Consider the following 21,375-nt stretch of genomic DNA (forward strand, 5'->3'; position numbering starts at 1 on the left):
AGGTCAAAACAAAACCTCCCTAAACCGGCCCCCTTTTCCCCCTTTCCCGACCCGCGTGGGGAGGCCCCCCGTTGGGCCCCCCGGTGCTGGGGGGTCCCCCCCGGGGGGGGCCCCCCACCGGGCCTTCCTCACCTGCCGTCGATGAGCCGCAGCGCGAACTCCGGCGAGAAGTGGCCGGCCTCGACCTGCGGGCCGGTGGACGGGCAGCGGGCGTCGTCGGCGTACTGGCCGTCGGAGTCGCCGGGGTTCTTGATCCACAGGTAGAAGGCGGCGCCGCCCTCACCGATGCGGGCGGGCGATCCCAGCTTGCGCAGCGGCGGGTTGCAGAACCCGACCTGCCCGCTGGTCTCGTCGCCGGGGATCCGGTACGCGCCGTTGCCGTTGCGGGAGGTGTCCACGACCCAGGTCGTGTTCACGCCCAGCCGCTCCTTGACGCGGGCGGCGAGCCGCCGGCCGTAGTCGTTGGAGATGTCGGTGGAGTGGTAGTTGGCCACGTTCAGCGCCACGCCGTCGGCCAGGTAGATGCCCGAGCGGCCCAGGAGGTCGGTCATGTCGTTCAGGCCGATCCCCTTGTCCGCCGGGTCGTCCAGACGGCGTGCGCCCAGCGTCCACGTCGCGTTGCCCGCGTCGATGTACGTCTTCACGTACGGGCCCTGCGCGTCGAGGTGCTGGTTGGCGTACCAGAGCATGTCGAAGCGGGCCTCGCGCTGCTCGGGCGTGAGGCAGTTCTGCTCCACGTCGGCCTGGGCCACCGCGTCCGGCTCCAGGATGACGATCGCCGGCCGCTTGCCGATGCCGGCGATGAAGCCGTCCATCCACTCCTTGTAGAGCCGCGCGCTCTCCGCGCCGCCGCCGGAGGCGCCGCCGCAGTCGCGGCCGGGGATGTTGTACGCGACGAGCGTGGGCACCTGGCCGGCGCCGGCGGCCGAGGTGACGTACTCGTCGACGGCCGCGCGCACATCGGCGTTCCAGCCGCCGAACCACTTGACGGTCATCCGGTTGGCCACCCCGGTGCTGATCTTCTGGCGGTCCGCGGTCTCGGGGGCGGTGCCCACCCACCTCTGGGCGTTGGACTTCGGGTCGACGAAGAAGCCCTCGCGCGGCGTCGACGTCGTCAGCGAGACGTTGTCGAAGGTGAAGTCGCGGGGCTCCGCCTGCGCGCCGAGCTGGAGGGTGATCTGGCCGCCCTCGCCGGCCGTCGTGTCGATCGTGGAGCGGAAGGTCCACTGGAACCGCTTGCTCACGGTGTCCAGGTCGAGCCCCTCGTTCAGGGCGGAGAAGTAGCCGCCGCTGGACTCCTGGACGGAGGTCCGGATCCTCGTCGGGCCCGAGGAGCGGGCGTCGAAGGAGAGGGTGTACAGCGCGCCCTTGCGCAGCCGGACGCCGTTGCGTCCCAGCATCGCGTCGTAGGGCTGGCCCTTGCCGGCGCCCACGGAGGTCTTCATGGTGCCGCCCGAGTAGTCGGTGCCGCTGCCCGTGGAGGACCACCAGGTGGTGTTCGGCGGGGCGGTGGTGAAGTCGCCCTCGGGGGCGAGTTCGCCGTAGAGCAGCGGCTCGGGAGCGGCGTGGGCGGTGGAGGCCGGCAGCGCAACGGAGGCGGCCAGCAGGGGTATCGCGGTGAGGGCGTACAGCAGGGATCTCGTGCGCACCGGTGTCGGTGTCCTTTGCTCGGGGTGGTGGGGAACCGGTCGCGGGCACTGGGGGCCCGCGACCGGGGCGGACGGCGGCAGCGCCCTCAGAGGAGGGCGCCCTTGCGGAGCACGGTGTTGCCGCCGCCGTCGTGCCAGTCGATCTCGACTCCGTCGATGTAGCCGGAGTTGACGACGGTGTAGGCGGAGCCCGTCACGGAGACGCCGCGTGCGGGGGACGCCTTGCTGCGGCCGTCGTCGTTGCTGCCGGGGGTGACGATCAGGCCGTCGGCGAGCACCTTGGCGGCCGAGCCCTCGACCTTCAGCCCGGCGTACCCGCCGCCGCCCAGGTCGTGGTTGCGCCCGTCCCGGTCCAGTCGGCAGCCGGTGAGCTGGAGGATGGCGCGGGCGCTCTTGGCCTCGACCTTGATGCCGTTGAACATGCTGCGGTCGGTGGAGCATCCGACGAACTGGATGACGCCCTCCCAGCCGTGCATCATGAAGCCGTCGCCGCCCGACCACTCCGCCCGGCAACTGGTGAACGTGGAGTTGCCGGTGCCGGCGATCCACCAGCCGGTCCCGTTGCAGCCGAGCGCGTACACGTCGTGGAAGACGGAGTCGGTGCAGTTGTTCAGCGCGATGCCGTAACTGCCGGTCCACTGCACGGAGACCCGGTCGAAGTGCAGGCAGAAGGGCGCTTGCGGGCCCTTGGGGACGTCGGTGTTGAAGACGGTGTTGATCCCGATGCCGGTGACCTTGCGGATCTGCACGTCCCGCAGTTGGAGGTGCTGGATCTGGCCGACGGCGCGGATGCCGTCGATCTCCGCCCCGTCGCGCGGGAGGTCGCTGCCGTCGATGGTGAGGTCGAAGACGCGCGGTTCGACGGCCCGGCGCGCGTGGCCGCCCCGCAGTTGGTCGAGGACGAGGACCACGGCCTCGCCGGCGAAGTCCGGCAGCGGCTTCAGGCCGAACGGCGGGTCCGCCACGTCGTGCTCGTTCTCGCCGGAGCCGTGCGAACCCCGCAGGGTCACGTAGGGCCCGATCCGCACGGGCGCGCTCGTACGGTACTGGCCGACCGGGAGGTGGACGCTGTTGCCCGGTTCGCAGGCGTCCAGCGCCGCCTGGATCGCGGCCGTGTCATCGGTCCGGCCGTCCCCCTTGGCCCCGTACGCCCTGACGTCGTGCCAGCCCGGCGCGGCCGCCGCCCCGGCCTCCGCGGCGGCGGCGCGCGGTGCCACGGCCGCCACGGCCGCGGAGGCGGTCACCCCGCCGAGAAGAAGTCTTCGTGTGCGGTCCATACCCGCCATCCCCCTGTGATTCGAACATGTGCCCGTGTGTGAGCGGTGATCATCCAATCGGAGGAACGTGCACGTGTCCATCCCCGGCGGCCGCCGGCCCCGTCCCCGCCCCCGGACAGCGCGAGGGGCGGGGCCGGGCGACGGCTCAGGTCCGTGGACCCTCGCTCGCGTCGTCCGTCCCCGCCCCGGCGCCGCACGCGGTGGGTGCGGCATCGTGCGCGGTGCGCCTGCCTACTTCAGGTAGACCAGGCCGTCGGTGGTCAGGGTCGGGCGGCCCTTCGTGCCGACCACCACGATCTTGACCGTGTGCTTGGCGCTGGAGGACCAGGACGTCGCCCAGATCGCGTCCCGGTACTTGGTGGTGGAGGACTTCAGGTCCACCGTGGTCACCTTCCGGCCGTCGACGTAGACGTGCGCCTGACCGGAGGTGGCGGCCCGCGAGACCACCCACGCGGCCGACCTGCCGGTGAACGTCCAGGTCAGACTGGCTCCCGTGGAGCCGCTGCTGAACGACTTGCCGCCCAGGTAGCTGGTGGAGGACTTCGTCGTCCACGAGCCGCTCTTCTGCGCGGCGGACTCCTGGAGGATCACCGGTGTACCGGAGACCGAGGCGGCGGCGGTGTTGCCCGCGTGGTCGTACGCCGTCATCTTCCAGGTGGTCGCCACGGCCGACTTGGCCGTGTGCGAGGCGCTGGTGGTCGTCGGGCTGTACGTCTTGGCCACGGGCGCGGTGAGCCGGACGTCCTTGAGCGCGCCGGCGTCGGCGGCCTTCCACTTCAACGTGAGCGGGACGGCGCTCGTGTTGACCGTGCCGGTGCGCAGCGCGAGGGCCGGCTTGGCGGTGAAGACCGGCGCCGTACGGTCGGCGACCACGGTCGCGGCCGGGGAGAGGGAGGTCTTCCCCGACTGGTGGGTGGCCCGGACCTGCACCGTGTGACGGCCCACCGCGAGCGTGGCGGCGGCCGAGAGGACGTTGCCCTTGACGGTGGCCACCGGCTTGCCGTCGACGAGCAGTTCGTACTGCTTGACGAAGGCGGTGGGCGTGCTCGCCTTCCAGCCGACGGTGATGTTCGCCTTGGTGTGGTACGTGCTGCCCGAGGCGCTCGCGCCGGTCACCGAGGTGACGGCGAGACCGGCGACGGGGCCCGCGGCCAGGGTGCGGATGGCGGGCAGTTGGCCGTAGAGGCCGGCGCCCGGGCACTCGGTGAGGAACCCGTCCCGGTGCCCGGAGATCTGCCGGAAGGAGTAGGAGTTGCCCGCGACGAACGTCGTCCCGGACAGGCTCTTGCCCGCCGCCCCGGCGGTCAGTTGGACCGAGCCGGCCGGGTCGCCCTTGTACTGGCCGAGCTTCCACGCGGCGACCCGGGCGACCGCCGTGGTGGCGGCGGTCGGCGCGTTGGTGTCCGTGTACATGCCGATGACGGCGATCCCGGTGGTGTCCCGGTTGAAGCCGTAGGTGTGCGCGCCCATCACGGGGCGGTCCACGCCGCCCTTGCGGCCCTCGAAGACCGTGCCGCACTTGTCGACGATGAAGTTGTAGCCGAGGTCCTTCCAGCCGTTCGACTTCACGTGGTACGTGTGCAGCCCGCGCACGATGGCCGCCGAGTCGGCGCAGGAGTAGGAGTTCGTCTGCGCGGTGTGGTGGACGAACACGGCCTTGAGCCGGTCCATGTAGGTCGGCGCCTCGTCGTTGAGCGACTCGTCCGCCTTCCAGCCCGCCCGCGAGACGATCGGGGGCTGCGGGACGGTGGACGGCGGGCCCGGCGTCAGCGTCGGGGACGGCGTGGCGGTCGGCGTCGGCGAGGCGCTGGGCGTGGGGGACGCGGTGGTCGGGCTCGGCGTCGGCGTCGGGCTCTCGGTCGTCGGCGCGGGCGTGGGCTCGTCCGTCGGGACCGTGCTGGGCCCGTCCGTGGGGACGGTGCTCGGCTCGTCGGTCGGCTCCGCGCCCGGCGAAGTCGGGTCGGCGGGCGTCGGCTCCTGGGACGGCTCCTCGTCGACGGCGAACGCGGCCGGCTCGGCGGCGAGCGGAGTGCTCTCGCCGCCGGGGTCGACGGTGTCCAGCCGCAGCCCCTCGGGCAACCCGTTCTTCACGCCGTCCGCGGCTTGGACGCGGACCTCGACGCCGTTGGAGGGGCCGACCCAGCGGGGTTCGGTGGTGCCCCGGACGCCGGCGCGGCCGGTCTCGGTGCGCCCGTCGATCTCGGTGTCCAGCGGCAGCCACCCGGTCCACTCGCCGGTCGCGGCGGAGCGGGTGCGCGCCTCGACGCGGCCCTCCACCTTGGCGGCGGGGTCGGTCCAGGTGACGCCGAGCAGGCTGAACGGCTCGGTGCCGCGCCGCGCGAGCGAGGCGGAGCTGCCGTCGGACGAGGTCGTGAGCGCGGTCTTGCGCACATCGGCCTCGACGGGGGCGGACTTGGCGTCCGTGCCCGCGGCGGCGTCGGCGGCGGGGGTGTCGTTCACGCCCTGGAAGACCAGGACGCCCGCCACGGCTGCCGTCGCGACGGCAGCGGTGGCCCAGACTCTTCGCTGTGATCTCACGTGTGGTTATCCCCGGAAAGGAAGTTGGTGGGTGCATGACATTTCGACCGGTCAGGCACTGACCGGAGGGCGCGACGTCGCCGTCGGCCCGGCCGGTGGGGGCGACCCTGGGACATGCTTGCGGGGTGCAGTCTTTCATGGGGCCGATCCGATCGTGCGACCGGACGGACCGAAACGTGTCGCCCGCCGATCGATGAGGGAAGGAACCGGTCATCCGCCGACAGGGCCGGGAACGGTCGCGCCCCGGCCCCGCCGACCGCCACGCCGTGCGCAGCCGTGCGCCGTCGGGCGTCTCAGGCGGCGAAGTGCTGGGAAAGCGAGTCCCGGTCCTCGCGTTCGACCAGATCGGGGCGGGTGTAGCGCTCGGCGCGCGCGTGGTAGTCGAAGTCGCCCCGCACGAGCCCTCGGTAGTCCCGCACGCAGCGCTCCAGGGCGGTCCGGGTGGGACCGGTGATCCCCGCCGCGTCGATCTCCTCGGTCAGCTCCCGCTCGGCCCGCCGCACCCGCTCGGCGATCCGGGCCAGTTGCCTGCCGGCCTCGTCGACGGCCTCCTGGAGCGTGCAGCCGCGTTCGCGCTGGATGAGCCGTACGGCATTGTGCTCGTAGCCGAGGGCCGCCTCCTTCTCGAACGAGCAGATGTCGTTGCAGAGGCCGGAGTGGTCGGTGACCGCGTTGCGCAGGGCGATGTACGCGGGCAGGCTGCGGGCGGATTCCGGGAGATCGATTCCGGCGGTGATCTCGTGCAGGTCCAGGAAGGGCTGCATGGCCACCGAATCGCGCCGGTGCCGGACGAAATCGGCCCGGCTGGGGACCTGTTCGGCGGCCCGCTCGACCGCCTCGGCGTAGTACGTCCACAGCCAGGCGGCGGTGTCCCGGCGGAACTGCCTGTTCCACTGCGGCGAGCGGTCGCGGCAGGTGCGGTCCCGCAGCCCGGCGAGCGCCTGCTCCATCGGGCCCTGCGGCGCGGCCCCGTCGAAGACGTCCACCAGGCGGGCGATCGCGGCCTCGCACACCAGGGGATCACGCCCGGCCGGGCCGTCGTCGAACTCGTCGTCCACCAGGAAGGCCCAGAAGAGCCATTGGCAGAAGAGGTCGAGGTGGTCCTGCGAAGCCTGCGGGAAGATGAGGGAGATCCACAGTTCCGGCCGGGTGCGGATCATCTTCCGCCGCGCGGGCACGGACAGGTCGAGCCCTTCCGCCTCGGCCCATTCCCAGGCGGCCTCTCGGGTGGCGGCCAGCCCCGCATGGCAGCCCGCGCTCCTGAACGGCATGTGAAACACCGGTAACTCGATCTGGCTCATTGCTGGCCCCTCGTCGAAAAGATGGGAATGGGCGGTGCGCACAACGCGTCCCTGATGATCGCGCAGGGGGACGCGAGCGACAGGAAGTGTTGACCGGGCGTGCGGAATCGGGACCAATTGGTGACGGTACGAGGTGGGACGGCCGGTGCTGTCCCCTCTCCCTCGCCGGTGCACGGGTGCGGAAGCCGGGCCGGTGTCAGCCCTCGCACCGCCGGGCGCGAGGCACAGTCAACCTCCGGTCCAGGGGCGGAGGGAAGACACACGTGACCGAAAATGTCTGATCGCCGCCAACTCCCCGCACCCTCCCGCGCAGATGAGGGACGTGCGGGAAGGTTCACGGCCTCTGGGACGGCAGTGGCCGGATCCGGCCGAACCGGTCGATCGGACGCGTCGGCCGCGTGGCCGGAACCGGTCGCACCGGCCGGACCGGGCCTCGTTCGAGCCGGGTCCGGCCGGTGCGCGCGGGCGCGGTCAGGTCCGGCGGAAGAACTCCACCTCCCCGACCGCGATCGGCCGCCCCGCTCCCTGCCCGGCGGCCTCCCGCAGGACCAGTTGGACCGAGACCACGTCGCTGATGCCCATCCGGACGTCCTGGCGTCCGGGCTTGTCGTTGAGCGTCACCTTCTTCTCGTGGACCCCGCCCCCCGCCGTACGGATGATCAGCTCCGCCCGGACGGGCCGCGCGCCCTGCCGGAACTCCTTCGGCTTCGTGGAGACCCCGGAGTACACCACCACGCCCACCAGCCGGAACGGCGTGGTGAACGAGCACGTCAGCGACGAGCCGAGCGCGGGCGCGCCCCAGTACTGGTTGGTCACCCCGTCGACGGCCGCGTCCGCCGGGTGGCCGGGGACCGCCCCGCTCGCGGACGCCTTCGAGCAGCCGACCTCCGCCGTGCCGCCCCTCTTGTCCCGGACGTCCTCGTAGACGTAGCGCGCCAGCGGCAGGAGCAGGTAGCCCCCGAAGAGCAGCCCGACCACCGTCAGGACCAGCAGGATCCGCCGCAGCGCCCGGCCCGACCGCAGTCGCACCCGGCGCCGGAACGGCCACACCGTGCGCCACCACGGCAGGGCGGCCACTGCCTCCCGGCTCCGCAGCGGGGCGGCGCAGCGCCGGCAGAACCGCCGCTCCGGCAGGTTGGGGACGCCGCAGGACGGGCAGGGCGGGCCGTCCGCCGCCTCCTCCGCCGCCACGGGCCGTACGACGGGCCGCCTGGCCACGGGCTTCGCCGGCTGCACCGCCCCCACGGGCTCGTCCGGCTCCGGCCCGCCCGCGCCGGGTCGGGCCGCGTCCGGCGCCGGTCCGGGCGCGGACGACGGGACTCCGGGGCGTACGGGCGCGGGCTGCGCGGTCGGCTCCCGGCGGCGCCGCGCGGGCGTGCCGCTCGCACGCGGGGCCGCGTCCGGCGCGTTGCGGGGCGTGGGCGGAGGCGTCGCGGGGGGCGAGTGGTGCGGCGTGGGCGGGGGCGTCGCGGGGGGCGCGGCAGGGCGCGGCGGGGGCGGCGGCGAGGACGGAGCCGCCGGTTCGGCGCGTTCCGGCCTCCCGGCCGGGGCCGGTTCCGGTGCCGACTCCCGTACCGGTGCGGGCGGTGCGGGCGGTGCGGGCGGTTCCGGAGTCGGAGTCGGAGCCGGAGTCGGAGGCAGGGGCGCGGGAGTCGGGTCCGCGGCCGGTTCCGGAGCCGCCGGTTCCGCAGCGGCCGGTTCCGGAACCGCCGGTTCCGCGACCGGTTCCGGCGCGGGAGCCGGAGCGGGCGCGGCAGTCGGCCGGGACGGTTCGGAGGACCAGCCCAGGTAGCCGCCGCAGTTCCCGCAGAAGTCGTCGTCCTCGCGGTTGGCCGTACCGCACGCCGGACACGAGCGCATCGCGTCAGCCTCCTGTCTCGTCGAGCTGGGGGGAGCCCTCGGGCGGGCCGGGCAGGACCTCCACCCGGCTGGTGAGGTGGACGGGGCACGAGGCCGCGACGACGTCGTGGACGCGGCGCGCGTCCACCGCCGCGCCCTCGCGCACCGGCCAGACCCGTACGAACAGTTCACCGGTGGGCGGCGGCGGCAGGGCCGCGCCCGGCGCCGCCGACCAGGTCGCGCCGCCGCCGTCCCGGACGTCCGCGTGGACCTGGCAGCAGAGCCGCAGGTGCTCGACGAGACCGCGCCGGGTGCCGCGCCACCGGTGCAGCTCGACGGCGCGGGCGACGACGGCCCGGCGCAGCTCCACCGGCCACGCCGGATCGGCCTCGACGCCCACCCAGGACGCCAGCCAGGGCAGGAAGTCGGCCGGGGCCAGCGCCGGGTCCAGGTAGGCGGGCAGGTTGTCCAGCGTGGACAGGACCGGGGCGAGCACCGTGTCCAGGCCCGCCGTGAAGCGCTGGGCGAGGTCGTCGTCCGCGTACAGCGCGGGCAGCAGCCCGCCGATCGGGTAGCGGCTGGGCAGCCCCGGCACCGAGGCCCTCACGCGCCCTCACCGGCCCCGCCCGCGGTGACGACCACCTGGTGCTGGTGGGAGAAGACCAGCGCCCCCGGCGCCACGTCGATCCGGTCCACCGCCGCACCGCGCCGCCCGGTGATCGGGTCCGCGGGGAACAGCCGGACCTCCTCCACCAGCCCGGCGCCCTCCACCTGTTGGAGCACCGCGAAGATCTCTCCGTACTGCACCGGCCTGCCGAACGGCCACCCCGCGCCGTCCGCCCCGCCCCGCAACGGGTCGATGTGGCGGAACAGCGCCTCCAGCGCCTCGGCGCGCACCCGGTCCACGTCGGCGGCGGCCGCCACCAGCCGGGCGACGACCGTGACGCCCTGGTAGGCGGGCGGTTCCACGACCAACCGGGTCCCGACCAGCCGCCGTTCGTCGAGCCGGGCGGTGACCGCCGCGAGCACGGCGTCCGAGGGGATCAACTGCTCGAACCGGAGCCGGCCGTCCACGTCGGCGACCGCGTCCGGCACCACCAGCATCCGCACCGCACCGCCCTCGCCCGCCACGGCGGGCAGGCACCGCACCCGGCGCAGGGAGGGCGCGGCCTCCCGCGCGATGACCTCGTAGTCCTCGGCCGTCACCGCCCGCTCCTGGACGCGCAGGATGGTGGGCGCGCGCACCTTCGCGCTCTCCACGCTCTCGCCGTCCACCCCGCCGGCGGCGGCCTCGCGGTTGTGGACGCCCGCCACGTACGGCACCGAGCTGCGCAGCACGCTGATGGCCCCGCGGGCGACGTTCCCAGCAGCCCCGCCGCCGGTCCGGTAGCGCGGGACGCGGAGCTGCGCCCCCTTCTCGGGCACCGCGCCGTACACGCGCATCGTCCCGTCCGGCTCCCGCACCTCCGGCGGGAACACGAACTCGCCGGAGACGGCGTCGATCCGCACGTGCCGGTCGCCCGGCCGGGACGCGCCGAAGTGCTCGACGGGCGTCCAGACCTGCCAGCCGTCGTCGGTCGACACCTCGACGACGGGCGGTTCGCCGTCCAGCAGCAGCGGGACCCGGCTCACCGGGAACCGCTGCCCGGCGACGCCCTCGGACACCCCGAGGGGGACGTCGAGGACGGCCTCGGCGTGTTCCACGGGGGCCGTGCCGCCGACGGTGAAGACCTCGGCCTCGCGGATCGTCGGCGACTCGGAGTAGAACGGCTGGCCCGGCTCGGGGGCGGTGACCCGGCACCGCAGCCACCCCGCACGGGTCCCCGCCACCACCGACGCGGTGTGCCCGGCCGGGACGAACACGACGACCTCGCCCGGCCGGTTCAGCCCGCCGGTGCTGTCGGTGCCCGTCGCGCACGCCGCCCAGCGCGCCCCGTCCCACGCCTCCCACACCAGCGGCGGCTGGCGCGGGTCCACGCCCACGCCCTCCACCCGGCTGTCCAGGCGCACGGCGACGATGCACCGGGGCACCGCCGTGGGCAGCCCGAACAGCAGGGCGTCGCCCGGCTCCGGGCGGGCCTGGAAGCACGGGATGTCCTTGCCCGCGCCGAGCGGCGCGGTCCGGTCGGTCTGCTCGCCCGAGACCGGCGCGGTCACCAGCCGGACCAGCGAACTCGGCACGATCGGCAGCTCCTCGGAGGTGGCGAACACCACCGGCTCCTCCGCCTCCCCGCGCGCCGTGGCGACCTCGGTGCCCGCGAGCAGGAGCACGGTCTCCGGCTGCGGCGCGGAGAGCCAGAAGTCGACCTCGGCCCGCGCCGCGGTCGGCGGGAACAGGGTGAGGCCCAGCAGGTCGAGGAAGGCCGCGTAGTTCTTGTCGGGCACCCGGTTCAACCGGTACAGCAACTGGTCGACCATGTACGCGAACGTCTCGATGAGCGTGACGCCGGGGTCCGACACGTTGTGGTCGGTCCACTCCGGGGAGCGCTGCTGGACGTACCGCTTGGCCTCGTCGACGAGCTGCTGGAAACGCCGGTCGTCCAGGTTGGGCGAAGGCAGGGCCATCAGAGCACTCCCGATTCCCGAGCCGCCTCGGCCGACCCCTCGGAGGGGATCGTGTAGAAGGGGAAGACGAGGTTGCGCAGGTCGTTCGTGGCCCGCACGGTGTAGTGCACGTCGATGTAGAGCGTGCCCTCCTCGATCGCGTCGAACGCGATCGCCACGTCCGTCACCTCGATCCGCGGCTCCCACCGCTCCAGGGCGGTGCGGACCTCGTGCGCGATCCGCCCGGCCGTCGCCCCGTCGCCCGGCGCGAAGACGTAGTCGTGGATGCCGCAGCCGAACTCCGGGCGCATCGGCCGCTCGCCCGGCGCGGTCCCGAGGACGAGGCCGATCGCCTCCTCGATCTCCCGGTCCCGTTCGACCAGGGCGATGCCGCCGGTCGGGCCGGTCCGCAGCGGGAAGCCCCAGCCGCGTCCGATGAATCCGTCGCCGCTCACAGCGGGCCCCCGATCAGGACGTTGGGCGCGCCGGTCAGGATGGGCGCGCCGCAGGTGGTGGTGTCCCGCATCCGGGCGGCGGGCAGCCCGCCGATGAGCACCTGCCCGGTGACCGCGGCGGCCGGGTTGGGCAGGATCACGTTCCCCGGTCCGAGCGCGGCGTGCGGGGGGACGACGCACACGTGGAGGCTCCCGGCGACGGCCGCGGGCCGGCCGCCGATCAGCACGGTGGCGACGGCCACCGCACCCGGTGGCGGGGTGCCGATGACGCCGCCGTGGGCGGTGCTGTCGCCCGTGCGGGCTGCGGGGGGCATGAGCGGGGTTCTCCTTGCGGTGGGCGGGTGAGCGGGGGATGGAGGGGATGGAAGGGAGGGCGGGGGCGGGTCAGTTGATCCGGATGAGCCTGGCCTTGAGCACGGCGAGCAGCCCGCCGTCGACGGTGACCCCCGTCTTGCCGTTGACGGTCACCGAGCGGCCCCGGATGTCCACGTCGCCGGTCCCGGCGTCGAGGGTGATGCCCGAGGCGGACACCGTCACCGAGCTGAGCGCGCGGGTGCCGCCGCGCGCCTTCACGGTCAGCGTGATCTCGCCCCGCTTCTCGTCCAGCACGACGTCGAGCCGCTTGTCTCCGGTGGCGAGCCGTACGCCGGAGGGGCCGCGCGGGGCGTCCAGCAGCTCCAGCCGGTTGCCCTTGCGGGAGACCAGGGAGCGGCGGTTGACCTTGCCGCTGGTCGGGTCGACGAGGGGGACGTCGTGCGGCGAGGGCTTGTCGACCCCGTTGTAGAGGCCCCCGAGCACGTACGGGCTGTCCAGCAGCCCCTGCTCGAACCCGACCAGCACCTCGTCGTTGACCTCGGGGCTGAAGACCCCGCCGCCGCCCTGGCCGCCCCACTGCACCGTACGGACCCAGTCGGTGACGTACGTGTCGTCGAGCCACGGGAACCTCAGCCGCACCCAGCCCCGCTGCCCCCGGCCCTCCTCGCGGATGTCGGTGACCACCCCGATCGCCAGGCCCGGCATCCGCGACCCCCGCGCGGGGGCGCTCGAACCGCCGGACAGCCCGGCCAGCGAGCGGTCGGGCGAGGCGCTGACGAGGACCGTGGTGCGGTAGCCGCCGTTCGGTTCGAGGACGTGGTGCGCGGCGGTCGCCGTGTAGCGGCCGGAGAAGGCGGGCCCCACGTTGCCCAGGGCCACCGGCTCGCCCGCGCGCAGGCGCGGGTTGCCCAGGGCGACCGCCTCGATCTCCCCGAAGCCGGAGCTGACGGAGGCGGCGAGCGCACCGGCCACGGCGGTGGTCTCCGCCTGCGTCCGGTACGGCGTGTCGGCGATCGTCGTCCGCGCGTTGGCGCCGAACGCCTTCGCCGCCAGGGACGGGCTCATTCCCGGCGTGACGGTGGTGCTGCGGACGGCCTGGTGCCGGGCCACCAGCCGCGTCTTCGTCTCGACGTTCCAGCCGCGCACCTCGACGCTGTCCGCCCCGTCCGCGCCGGTCAGCACCGCGCGCAGGGCCAGCAGGTTGTTCCCGTACTCCAGCACCCTCGGGTCGCGGGCCGCCGGCGTCGTGGGCGAGGGGGCCGAGGAGGCGGGCTTCGGTTTCACGAACTGGAGCAGGCCCTTGTCGTCCACCCGCACGACCGCCCCGCTCTCGGCCGCCAGGTGCTGGAGGAACTCCCAGTCCGAGACGTTCGGCTGGGTGAGCTGCTTGTACGTGATGGGCGCGGCCTCCACCCGTCCGCAGGTCAGGCCGGCGTCGGCGGCGACCTTGCGGACGATGTCGGCGGTCTTCATGTTCCGGAACGCCGCCACCTTGCGGCCGCGCTGGAGGCGGTGCGCCTTGGAGAACGCCCGGACCACCGTGAACGAGCCGGTGGTGTCGCTGTCCAGCTCGACCGCGGTGACCTCGCCGGTGAACAGCCGCTCGCGCGCCCGCTCCTGCACGGTGACCACGGAGATCTTCAGCGGTATGCCGATGGTGATGCCGGTCGCCGTCAGCAGCTTGTGGTCCGGGTCCCGGTACGTGAGCACGGCGGCGTCCGGCAGGCCGACGTTCTCGTCGACGACGCAGCTCACCAACTGGGCGGCCCAGGCGGCCGGCAGTTCGTTCGGCGCCTCGACGATCGGGTCGGCGGCGAAGGAGCGGCCGGGCGCCTTGCCGGTCACGGGGCCACCTCCGCGACATGCTCGTCCCGTGCCGGCACGAGCAGCTCCGTGCCGGGCGTCAACCGCATCGGGTCGTCGATGCCGTTGGCCTCCGCGATGGCACGCCAGGCGGTGGCGTCGCCGTACTCCCGCCAGGCCAGCAGCGGCAGGCTGTCCCCGGCCACGACCCGGTGGGTGCGCCGCGCCTCCAGCGACCCCGACGTGGGGTTCTGGCCGGCCGGGTCGACGCTCGCCTCCTCGATGGAGAGCGAGCAGGTGGCGCGCAGCGGCTTCCCGTCCACGTCGAACAGGCTGTAGGCGACGGAGAGGTTGGAGAGCACCCCGTCGAACGAGGTCGTCTTCGACGTTCCCCAGTCGAACCGCACCCACGGGCTGGCGGGCGTCTTGCGGGCCAGGCTGCTCGGGGTCGGCACACAGGCCGTCATCAACTGCTCCACCGCCTTCTCCACGGAGTTGTCGTGGGTGGCCGTGGCGTCGAGGAACACCTCCAGCGACAGGGACCGGGGCCCGCTGCCGACGAACTCGGGGAGCGCGGACTGGCCGGCCATCCGGGACGGGGTGCGCCGCCACTCGGTGCTCTTGCTGAGCGACAACTGCGCCGGGTTGAACTGCAACGTGAGCCGGGCGAGCGTGCCGCCCGGCTTGGCGCCGACGGTCGAGGGCGGCTCCATGATGGTCAACTGGGCACGGGCGCGGCTGGCGCGGACAGCGGGTGACATGGCGTTCCTCCTTCCTTCTCTCTCGTGCTGCCGGTGTCTGCCCGGCCCTCTGCGGGGCCGAGGCGGGCGGTCAGGACGCCTCCAGCCCGTGGTGGGCGATCTCCAGCGTCTCGATCGCGGCCTGGGAGTCGGCCGGGTCGAAGGACGGCCCCTGCCAGCGCACCGGCACGATGCCCTGCACCTGCCAACTGATGATCCGGGTGCGGTCCGGGCGGAGCGCCACGATCTCGCCGTCCTTCGGCTCGACCCGCCGCATGGTCTCGTTCAACCACCGGGTGATCTTGGCCGAGTCGGCGGTGACCGGACGGGTCAGCGTGATGTTGGACCAGGTGATCCGCCCCGGAAGCTGCCAGGTGAAGCCGTTGTTGCCGCCCTCGGCGTAGGTCTCCATCTCCACCTCGGCCCCGAGGCCCGAGCAGGTGTGGAACGAGCCCAGGTCGCTCCCGCCGATCGCGAGCGTGAAGAACACGCTCGTCGCGAAGATGTTGTCCGTCATGCGCTTCTCGTCTTCTCTGCTGTCCGTCGTACGGGCGGTGCGGTGCGGGGCGGGGGCGGTCCGGCGTCAGCGGCGGCCGTCGTGCAACCGGCCGGCCCGCTCGCGCCCCCGGCGCAGGTCGGCGCGGATGAGCCGGCTCACCGGGTCGATGAGCCGCCGGGCCAGCTCCTCCATGTCCGCGCCGGTGAGCCGGTTGCCCGCGGGCGGGTCCGGGGCGGCCGGGGCGGCGGCCGGCGTGCCGCCGCCGGCCCGCTGGACGGGCCCGGCCGGGACGGCGCGGACGGGCACCCCGCTGATCCCGGCGGCCGCCGCCCGTTGGACGGCCTGTGCGGTGGAACCGCTGGTGGGGGAGCCGTTCGCCGCCGTGCCGCTCGGCGGAGCGGTGGGGGCGCGGGGCGGCACCCGTACGGAGAGGGCGGGCGGGGTCCCGAAGGCCGCGTCGCCGCCGGGCGTCGGACCGGAGACCGGCGGCCCCGCGGGACCGGGCGCGACGGGCATCGCCGACCGCTGCACCGGTACGGCGGTGGCCGACGGCGTCGCCGATGCCGGCGGATGCGGCCGTACGACCGGAACGGGCCGCGCTGGGGGCGCGGCCGGGGCGGTCGGGGCGGCGGAGGGACGGGACGCGGGGGCGGTACCGGACGACGGGGCCGGCGACGGCCGCGCCACGGACGCCGACGGCCCGGCGGGCGGGGTGGGGCCCGGCGCGGTGGGCGCGGGCGTGGTCCGCCGCGCCGAACGCTGGACGAATCGCTGGAGGACGCCGCCGGCCGAGGTGCGCGGTGCGGCGGGTACGGCGGGTGCGGCGGCGGACCGGCGGCCGCCGCCGCGTTCGCCTCGGGGCGTCCGGGCGTCGGGGCCGCCGCCGCGCGGGACCTCGGCCGCCGGGGCGTCGCCGCTGGTGGTCCGGGGCGCGGGGGTCGCGTGTACGGCACGTTGGACGGCGTCGCCGGGCGCGGGGCCCTGGCTCGCGGGCCGGGGACCGCCGCCGCCCCGGTGGGGCGGGGGCGCGGGCTGGGCGGCGCGCGGCCGGGGCGCGGGCGACGGGGCCCGCCCGGACGTCCCCGGCGATGCGGGCGGCTGGGCGGTCCGGTGGTCGGTGGGGCGCGGGGCCCCGGTCGGCCGGTCGGCGGAGCCCGGCCCCGGCTGCCGCGCGTCGCGCCGCCAGGTGGCCGCCACCACGGGCCTGGCCGTGCCCGCCGCCGTGCGGGGCGCGGTGAAGCCTTCGGCGGATCCGGTGTTGACGGTCAGGGTGCGACCGGAGAGCAGCGTCCGGGACCGCTGGACGGCGGGCGTCGGCGTCCCGCCGGAGGCGTGCGCCGCCCGCCGGTCCGGGGCGATCGGCCGGACGGGCACCGGCGGCAGGGGAGCGGTGGGGGCCTGGGGCGTACGGGGAGCGGTGCCGGGCCGCGCCCCGGCCCGACCGGGGGCCGCCGCGCGCTGTACGGACGCGGGGCCGGACGGGGACGCCGAGGGCCCGGCGGACGCCGCCCGCACCGGCATCGGCGCGGACCCGCCCGCCGGGGCGGCGGTCGCGGAGGGCGCGGGGGCGGCGGGGCCGGGGGCGGCGCTCTGCGGTCCGCCGCCGGGACGGCGGTCCCCGAGCAGCGGTGCGTGCGGGGTGGGTCGGGCGGTCGGCGGGAGCGAGGCCAGCGGCGCGCCGATCCCGCCGTGGGTACGGGCGCGGGCTCCGGCAGTCTCGGGCCCCGACGAGGCGGAGGGGCCGGCGGGCGCGGCGGCGCTCGTGCGCTGGACCGGGGCCGAGGCCGGGGGCACGGCCGCCGGGGCGGAAGGTGGCGGGGGCGGCCCCGAGGGGCGCGCCGTCCGGGACGGGGCCTGCGGGGGCTGCGGGGCCTGCCGCCGTTCCGGGGGCTGCGGCTGGTGGGCCGGCTGATGGGCCGCCTGCGCCGCCGGGTCGGACGGGCGGCGCTGGAGCACCGGCATCTCGGCGGGCCGGGTCGGGGCCGGGGCAGGCGGAGTGGGACCGGACGGCACGGCTCCGGCGGGCAGTTCGCGCAGGGGCTTGCCCAGGGCGGGGCGCACCGTCTCGGCGGCAGCGCCGGGGCCGGGGGGCGTGGGGCCGGCGGAGGGCCGCGCGGCGCCGTCGCCGCCGCGCGTCGCCGGGGGAGTTGCCGGGTCCGGGGCGCCGCGACCGCCCGAGGCCCGCTGCACGGTGGCCGTGGCGGAAGCGCCGGTGGCCGTGGCGGAAGCGGCGGGGGCGGCGGTGGGCGGTGCGGGCGGGAGCGCCGGTATCCGCCGCAGCGTCATCGCCGGACGCCGGGCGACGGTCAGGGGCGGGGCGGTCCGCTGTGGACGGACAGCGGCGGGCCGGACCCGCTCGCCGGAAGCAGAAGCAGAAGCGGAAGCAGAAGCGGAAGCGGAAGCGGAAGCGGAAGCAGGAGGAGAAGCGGAAGCGGATGCTGAAGGCGAAGGCGAAGCGGAAGTCGGCCGCCCGGTACGCGAGGCCGACGCGCCCGTGTTCGCGCCCGTCGTCCGGCTGTTGCCGGGCCCGGCGGACCCGGAAGCGGTCGCCGTACGCGTACGGGAAGGCGCTGACGGCCCACCGGAGCGAGACGAAGAGGAACCGGAACCGGAAGCGTCCGCCCCCGCCGGCGCGGAAGGGCCCGAGGCGCGGCCCGTCCCCGAAGACGCGGACGGGCCCGAGGCGCGGGTCGTCCCCGAGGACGGGCCGGCCGCCGAACGGCTCGACCGCTGGACCACCGGCCCGGCCCCCTGGCGCGCGGCGCCGGGCGGCTCCGGGGCCGGATCCGCCCCCGCGTCGCCCTGCGGCCGGACCGCGCGCAGCAGCAGCGGCCCACCGGGGGCCGCGGTGCGCGCGCTCCCCGGACGGGCGACCCCGTGGATGAGGCCCACCGGGGCCGAGGGCAGCACGGCGTGGCCCAGCTCCCCGCCGAGGGCGGGGTTCTGCCACGAGGCGAGCTGGGAGCGGAAGCGCAGCCCGTCGCTGACCCCGATCGAGGACCGGGCGACCGTCATCGCGGGCGGGGCGACCCGCCGCCAACCGCCGTCCCAGCCGCCGCCCGCAGCGGGCCCGTCCCCGGACCCGGCGTCGGGCACGGCGGAGGGAGCGGCGGCCGATCCGGCGGCCCCGCCCCCCTCGCCGTCCCGCGGGGGTGCGTCGGGCCGTCGCCGATCCGCCCGGCGGAACAAGTCCCCGAAGCCCACACGATCACCCGCCTTCGTTGACGCGGGTGTTGATCCGCGCTATCTCCCGCACCCACTGCTGACGCTCGCCGTGGGTGAGGTCGAGGATGTCCTCACGCTGCCAATGGAAGTGGTAGGCGACGTACGCGATCTCCTCCCGCAGCCGGGGAAGCGCGTACGTCACGATTCCCCCAGGCGCCCACCCGAGAGGTCCACCTCGAACGAGCCGTGGCACAGCGGGCAGGTCACCGCGGCGTGCGTGTGGCCCTCGCTGTTGATCCGGCGGTAGAAGTCCTGGAGGAACGCCACGTCGGTCGCGTACATCCGCTCGACCACCCCGGCGTGCACGTCGGTGATGGAGCCGAGCCGGGTGATGACCTGGCTCAGCAGCACCACGGACAGGTACGCCGGGTTCTCCTTCACCCGCAGGTCGATCTGCGGGCGCAGCTCGTCCCGTGCCGTCGCGAGCCGCATCGAGCCGTGGCGGTGCACCTGGCCCTCGTCGTCGACGTAGCCGCGCGGCAGCTCGAAGGCGAACTCCGTCTGCAACGTCTCCCGCTCGCGGGAGCGGGCCGGGGCCGGCGCGGGCGCCGCGCCCTCCTCGCGTGCGGCGGGCGCGGCGGCGAGGCTGTCGAGGACTTCGTCCAGCCCGCCCGACGTAACGGTCCTGCGCCTCATTCGACCACGATCTCCTCGAAGGTGATGGTCACCGTCTCGGTCGCGGCGCTGGACTCGCCCGCCTTCAGCGCGGGGCCCTCCCACTTGCTGGCCCAGCCCTGCATGAGCTGGATGCGCCGGACGGTCTCGCCGGTCGAGTCCTTGATCTCGATCGTGAGGTTCTGGCGGGCCGTGTCGACCGCGCCGTTGTTGAGCGTCTCCTTGATCCAGGTGGTGAACTCGCTGCTCTTGTCGAGTCCGCGGGTGATCGTCACCTCGCCCGCCTGGCGCGCGCCCGGCTGCTTGCGGATGATCTGCTTGCCGTCGGCGGTCACCTGGCGGACCTCGACGACTTCTTCCTCGACGGTCATGCCGCTGATCTCCTGGATGGACTCCACGAGATAGCCGCCGAGCTGCACGCCGAATATGTGGGTGGAAAGAGCGTCGCCCTCTGCCATGACTGTGTGTCACCTGTTCCGCTGGTGGGGGAGGACCGGGAAGGTCACTCGTTGACGAGGCTGGTGCTGTCGGAGAACTGCGAGAGGCGGAAGACCACGAACTCCGCGGGCTTCACCGGGGCGACCCCGATCTCGCAGACGACCTGACCGAGGTCGATCGACTCCTGGGGGTTGTTGCTCCGGTCGCAGCGGACGTAGAACGCCTCCTCGGCCGTGCGGCCGAACAGCGCGCCCCGGCGCCACTCCTCGGTGAGGAAGGCGGTGACGTTGCGCCGGATGCTCGACCAGAGGCGGTCGTCGTTCGGCTCGAACACCACCCACTGGGTGCCCAGGAGGATGGACTCCTCCAGGTAGTTGAAGAGGCGGCGCACGTTGAGGTAGCGCCAGGCCGGGTCGGACGAGAGGGTGCGCGCGCCCCAGATGCGGATGCCGCGACCGGGGAAGGCCCGTACGCAGTTGACGCCGATCGGGTTGAGGAGATCCTGCTCGCCCTTGCTGAGGCGGATCTCCAGGTCCACCGCGCCGCGGATGACCTCGTTGGCGGGGGCCTTGTGGACGCCGCGCTCGCCGTCGCTGCGCGCCCACACGCCGGCGACGTGACCGCTCGGCGGGACCAGGGCGTTGCGGCCGGCCGCCGGGTCGAAGACCTTGACCCACGGGTAGTAGAGGGTGGCGTAGCGCGAGTCGTAACCGGCGTCGTCGTTGCGCCAGGTACGTACGCGCTGGGCGTTCATGCCGGGCGGGGTGTCCAGGATCGCCACCCGGTCGCCCATCTGCTCGCAGTGCGAGATGACGGCGAGCTGCACGGTCTTGACGCCCTCGGCGTCGATGTCCCCGCGCTGGTAGGCGCTCATCAGGTCCGGGACGGCGACCATGGTGATCTCGTCGATCGCCTCCAAGCCCGCGAACCCGGTGCGCGCGGAGGCGTCGCCCACGTACTCGGAGGGGTTCAGCCGTGCCACGCCGGAACCCGGAGCGGCGGCGGGCGCGGCGGGGGCGAGGGCGACGGACTGCTTCTCGGGGCGGCTCTGGGCCGTGCCGGGCTGCTCGGCCACCTGGATGAGCCGGGAGTCGCGGGTCTGGGTGACCAGGTAGCCCTTGACGTTCTTGCGGGTGGAGACGTCGTACGTCTCCACGACCTTGCCGGCCTGCCGCACCAGCAGGCGGAACCGGTCCTCCGGAGGGTTCTCGCCCTCGGCGTCGGCGACCTCGACGGAGAGGTCGGCGCCCGCGCCGGGCTTCGCGGAGACCAGGAACCCGCCGAGCGCGACCGGCGCCGGGTCGACGGCCGCCGGGGAGGAGCCCTCCGACGCGTCCTGCGCGGGGCCGCCGATCCGCACGACGTAGGCCGCGCCGCCGCCGTTGGCGAAGTAGCCGTAGACGGAGTGCGCCAGGTAGGTGTCGGCGGTGAACGTGCCGAACGTCTGGACGTACTGGTCCCAGTTGGTCACCAGCGTCGGCTGGTGGAACGGACCGCTCTCGGCGAAGCCGACGAAGGCTGCGACCGCGGTGCCGACTCCCTCGATGGGCCGCGCTCCGGACTGCACCTCCTCCACGTAAACACCGGGGGTGAGGTACGACGGCATACTCGCTCCTTCTGGACGGACATCCGATCACCGCCCAGTCTCGACCGGCGGCGCGGTCGGAGAGTAGGCCCCAGGGTCCTGGACGCGGGGCAGCGCCGCTGCCTTTCCGGGCACCCGGACGCGGTGGATCACTGCCCCCGCGGGCCCCCGCCGTTTCCCCGCATTCACCGCACAAGGCCCGCGTTCACCACGGTCCGGGCGAAGAAGGGAAGAAGAACGGGTTACGCCGACTGGTCCCCGTCGGACCGCCGTCGAGGGATTCGCCGGGATTGTGGGCGAGGGCGTCGCGGACCCGGTGTGTTCGGTATCTCTTTTTTCCCGGTGAACCCGAGGCGGCCTGATTCCGTCGAGAGCGGCCGGGAATCGCGGCGGGCTGGTGCGATTCGGCCAGAATGCACCGGGGTGACGGGGCGAATCGGACGATTCCCTACGGGCGGAGCCGGTGCGGCCGCCCCCGGAGGGGTCGGCCGCGGCGATCCGTGGGACCGCCAGTACCCGTCCTGATCAGGCCCGTTCGTGAGAGGGCTCGGC

General features: G+C 74.6%; 17 protein-coding genes. All 17 read right to left on the reverse strand.

The window, feature by feature from the left end; translation table 11 throughout:
* Nucleotides 1–128 precede the first annotated feature (128 nt).
* Nucleotides 129–1,649 (reverse strand): glycoside hydrolase family 6 protein, encoded by a 1,521-nt coding sequence (locus ACZ6EJ_RS10255; protein WP_469265989.1) that lies wholly within the window; start codon nt 1,647–1,649, stop codon nt 129–131.
* 86 nt (nt 1,650–1,735) lie between these two features.
* On the reverse strand, nt 1,736–2,926 hold the full coding sequence (locus tag ACZ6EJ_RS10260; RefSeq protein ID WP_469265990.1) for a right-handed parallel beta-helix repeat-containing protein: 1,191 nt from the start codon (nt 2,924–2,926) through the stop codon (nt 1,736–1,738).
* Nucleotides 2,927–3,157: 231 nt separating this feature from the next.
* On the reverse strand, nt 3,158–5,464 hold the full coding sequence (locus ACZ6EJ_RS10265; protein ID WP_469265991.1) for an N-acetylmuramoyl-L-alanine amidase: 2,307 nt from the start codon (nt 5,462–5,464) through the stop codon (nt 3,158–3,160).
* A 293-nt stretch (nt 5,465–5,757) separates the two neighbouring features.
* On the reverse strand, nt 5,758–6,765 hold the full coding sequence (locus ACZ6EJ_RS10270) for a terpene synthase family protein (RefSeq protein ID WP_469265993.1): 1,008 nt from the start codon (nt 6,763–6,765) through the stop codon (nt 5,758–5,760).
* A 471-nt stretch (nt 6,766–7,236) separates the two neighbouring features.
* Nucleotides 7,237–7,983, reverse strand: a complete 747-nt coding sequence (locus tag ACZ6EJ_RS10275) for an NADase-type glycan-binding domain-containing protein (RefSeq protein ID WP_469265995.1) — start codon at nt 7,981–7,983, stop codon at nt 7,237–7,239.
* Nucleotides 7,984–8,629: 646 nt separating this feature from the next.
* The gene (locus ACZ6EJ_RS10280) at nt 8,630–9,211 is read right to left on the reverse strand and encodes a phage tail protein (RefSeq protein WP_469265997.1); all 582 of its coding nucleotides are present in this window, start codon (nt 9,209–9,211) and stop codon (nt 8,630–8,632) included.
* Nucleotides 9,208–11,169 (reverse strand): putative baseplate assembly protein, encoded by a 1,962-nt coding sequence (locus ACZ6EJ_RS10285; RefSeq protein ID WP_469265999.1) that lies wholly within the window; start codon nt 11,167–11,169, stop codon nt 9,208–9,210. The genes ACZ6EJ_RS10280 and ACZ6EJ_RS10285 overlap by 4 nt, the downstream gene beginning before the upstream one ends.
* A complete protein-coding gene (locus ACZ6EJ_RS10290; RefSeq protein ID WP_469266001.1) occupies nt 11,169–11,603 on the reverse strand; it encodes a GPW/gp25 family protein in 435 nt (144 codons plus the stop codon). The genes ACZ6EJ_RS10285 and ACZ6EJ_RS10290 overlap by 1 nt, the downstream gene beginning before the upstream one ends.
* Nucleotides 11,600–11,917: a PAAR domain-containing protein gene (locus tag ACZ6EJ_RS10295; protein ID WP_469266003.1), complete on the reverse strand. Its 318-nt coding sequence runs from the start codon at nt 11,915–11,917 to the stop codon at nt 11,600–11,602. Before ACZ6EJ_RS10295 ends, ACZ6EJ_RS10290 begins: the two co-directional genes overlap by 4 nt.
* Nucleotides 11,918–11,987: 70 nt before the next feature.
* The gene (locus ACZ6EJ_RS10300; RefSeq protein WP_469266005.1) at nt 11,988–13,763 is read right to left on the reverse strand and encodes a VgrG-related protein; all 1,776 of its coding nucleotides are present in this window, start codon (nt 13,761–13,763) and stop codon (nt 11,988–11,990) included.
* Nucleotides 13,760–14,482: a CIS tube protein gene (locus ACZ6EJ_RS10305; RefSeq protein ID WP_469266007.1), complete on the reverse strand. Its 723-nt coding sequence runs from the start codon at nt 14,480–14,482 to the stop codon at nt 13,760–13,762. The genes ACZ6EJ_RS10300 and ACZ6EJ_RS10305 overlap by 4 nt, the downstream gene beginning before the upstream one ends.
* A gap of 70 nt (nt 14,483–14,552) precedes the next feature.
* The gene (locus ACZ6EJ_RS10310; RefSeq protein WP_469266009.1) at nt 14,553–14,978 is read right to left on the reverse strand and encodes a phage tail protein; all 426 of its coding nucleotides are present in this window, start codon (nt 14,976–14,978) and stop codon (nt 14,553–14,555) included.
* A gap of 66 nt (nt 14,979–15,044) precedes the next feature.
* The gene (locus ACZ6EJ_RS10315; RefSeq protein ID WP_469266011.1) at nt 15,045–17,246 is read right to left on the reverse strand and encodes a hypothetical protein; all 2,202 of its coding nucleotides are present in this window, start codon (nt 17,244–17,246) and stop codon (nt 15,045–15,047) included.
* 922 nt (nt 17,247–18,168) lie between these two features.
* Entirely contained in the window at nt 18,169–18,327 is a 159-nt protein-coding gene (locus tag ACZ6EJ_RS10320; protein ID WP_003966147.1) for a DUF6760 family protein, read from the reverse strand.
* Nucleotides 18,324–18,821, reverse strand: coding sequence for a hypothetical protein (locus ACZ6EJ_RS10325; RefSeq protein ID WP_469266013.1), 498 nt, complete (start codon nt 18,819–18,821; stop codon nt 18,324–18,326). Before ACZ6EJ_RS10325 ends, ACZ6EJ_RS10320 begins: the two co-directional genes overlap by 4 nt.
* Nucleotides 18,818–19,258, reverse strand: a complete 441-nt coding sequence (locus tag ACZ6EJ_RS10330; protein WP_469266015.1) for a phage tail protein — start codon at nt 19,256–19,258, stop codon at nt 18,818–18,820. The genes ACZ6EJ_RS10325 and ACZ6EJ_RS10330 overlap by 4 nt, the downstream gene beginning before the upstream one ends.
* Nucleotides 19,259–19,302: 44 nt before the next feature.
* The gene (locus tag ACZ6EJ_RS10335; RefSeq protein ID WP_469266017.1) at nt 19,303–20,844 is read right to left on the reverse strand and encodes a phage tail sheath family protein; all 1,542 of its coding nucleotides are present in this window, start codon (nt 20,842–20,844) and stop codon (nt 19,303–19,305) included.
* Nucleotides 20,845–21,375 lie beyond the last annotated feature (531 nt).

It is taken from the genome of Streptomyces sp. NPDC041970 (assembly GCF_055588985.1).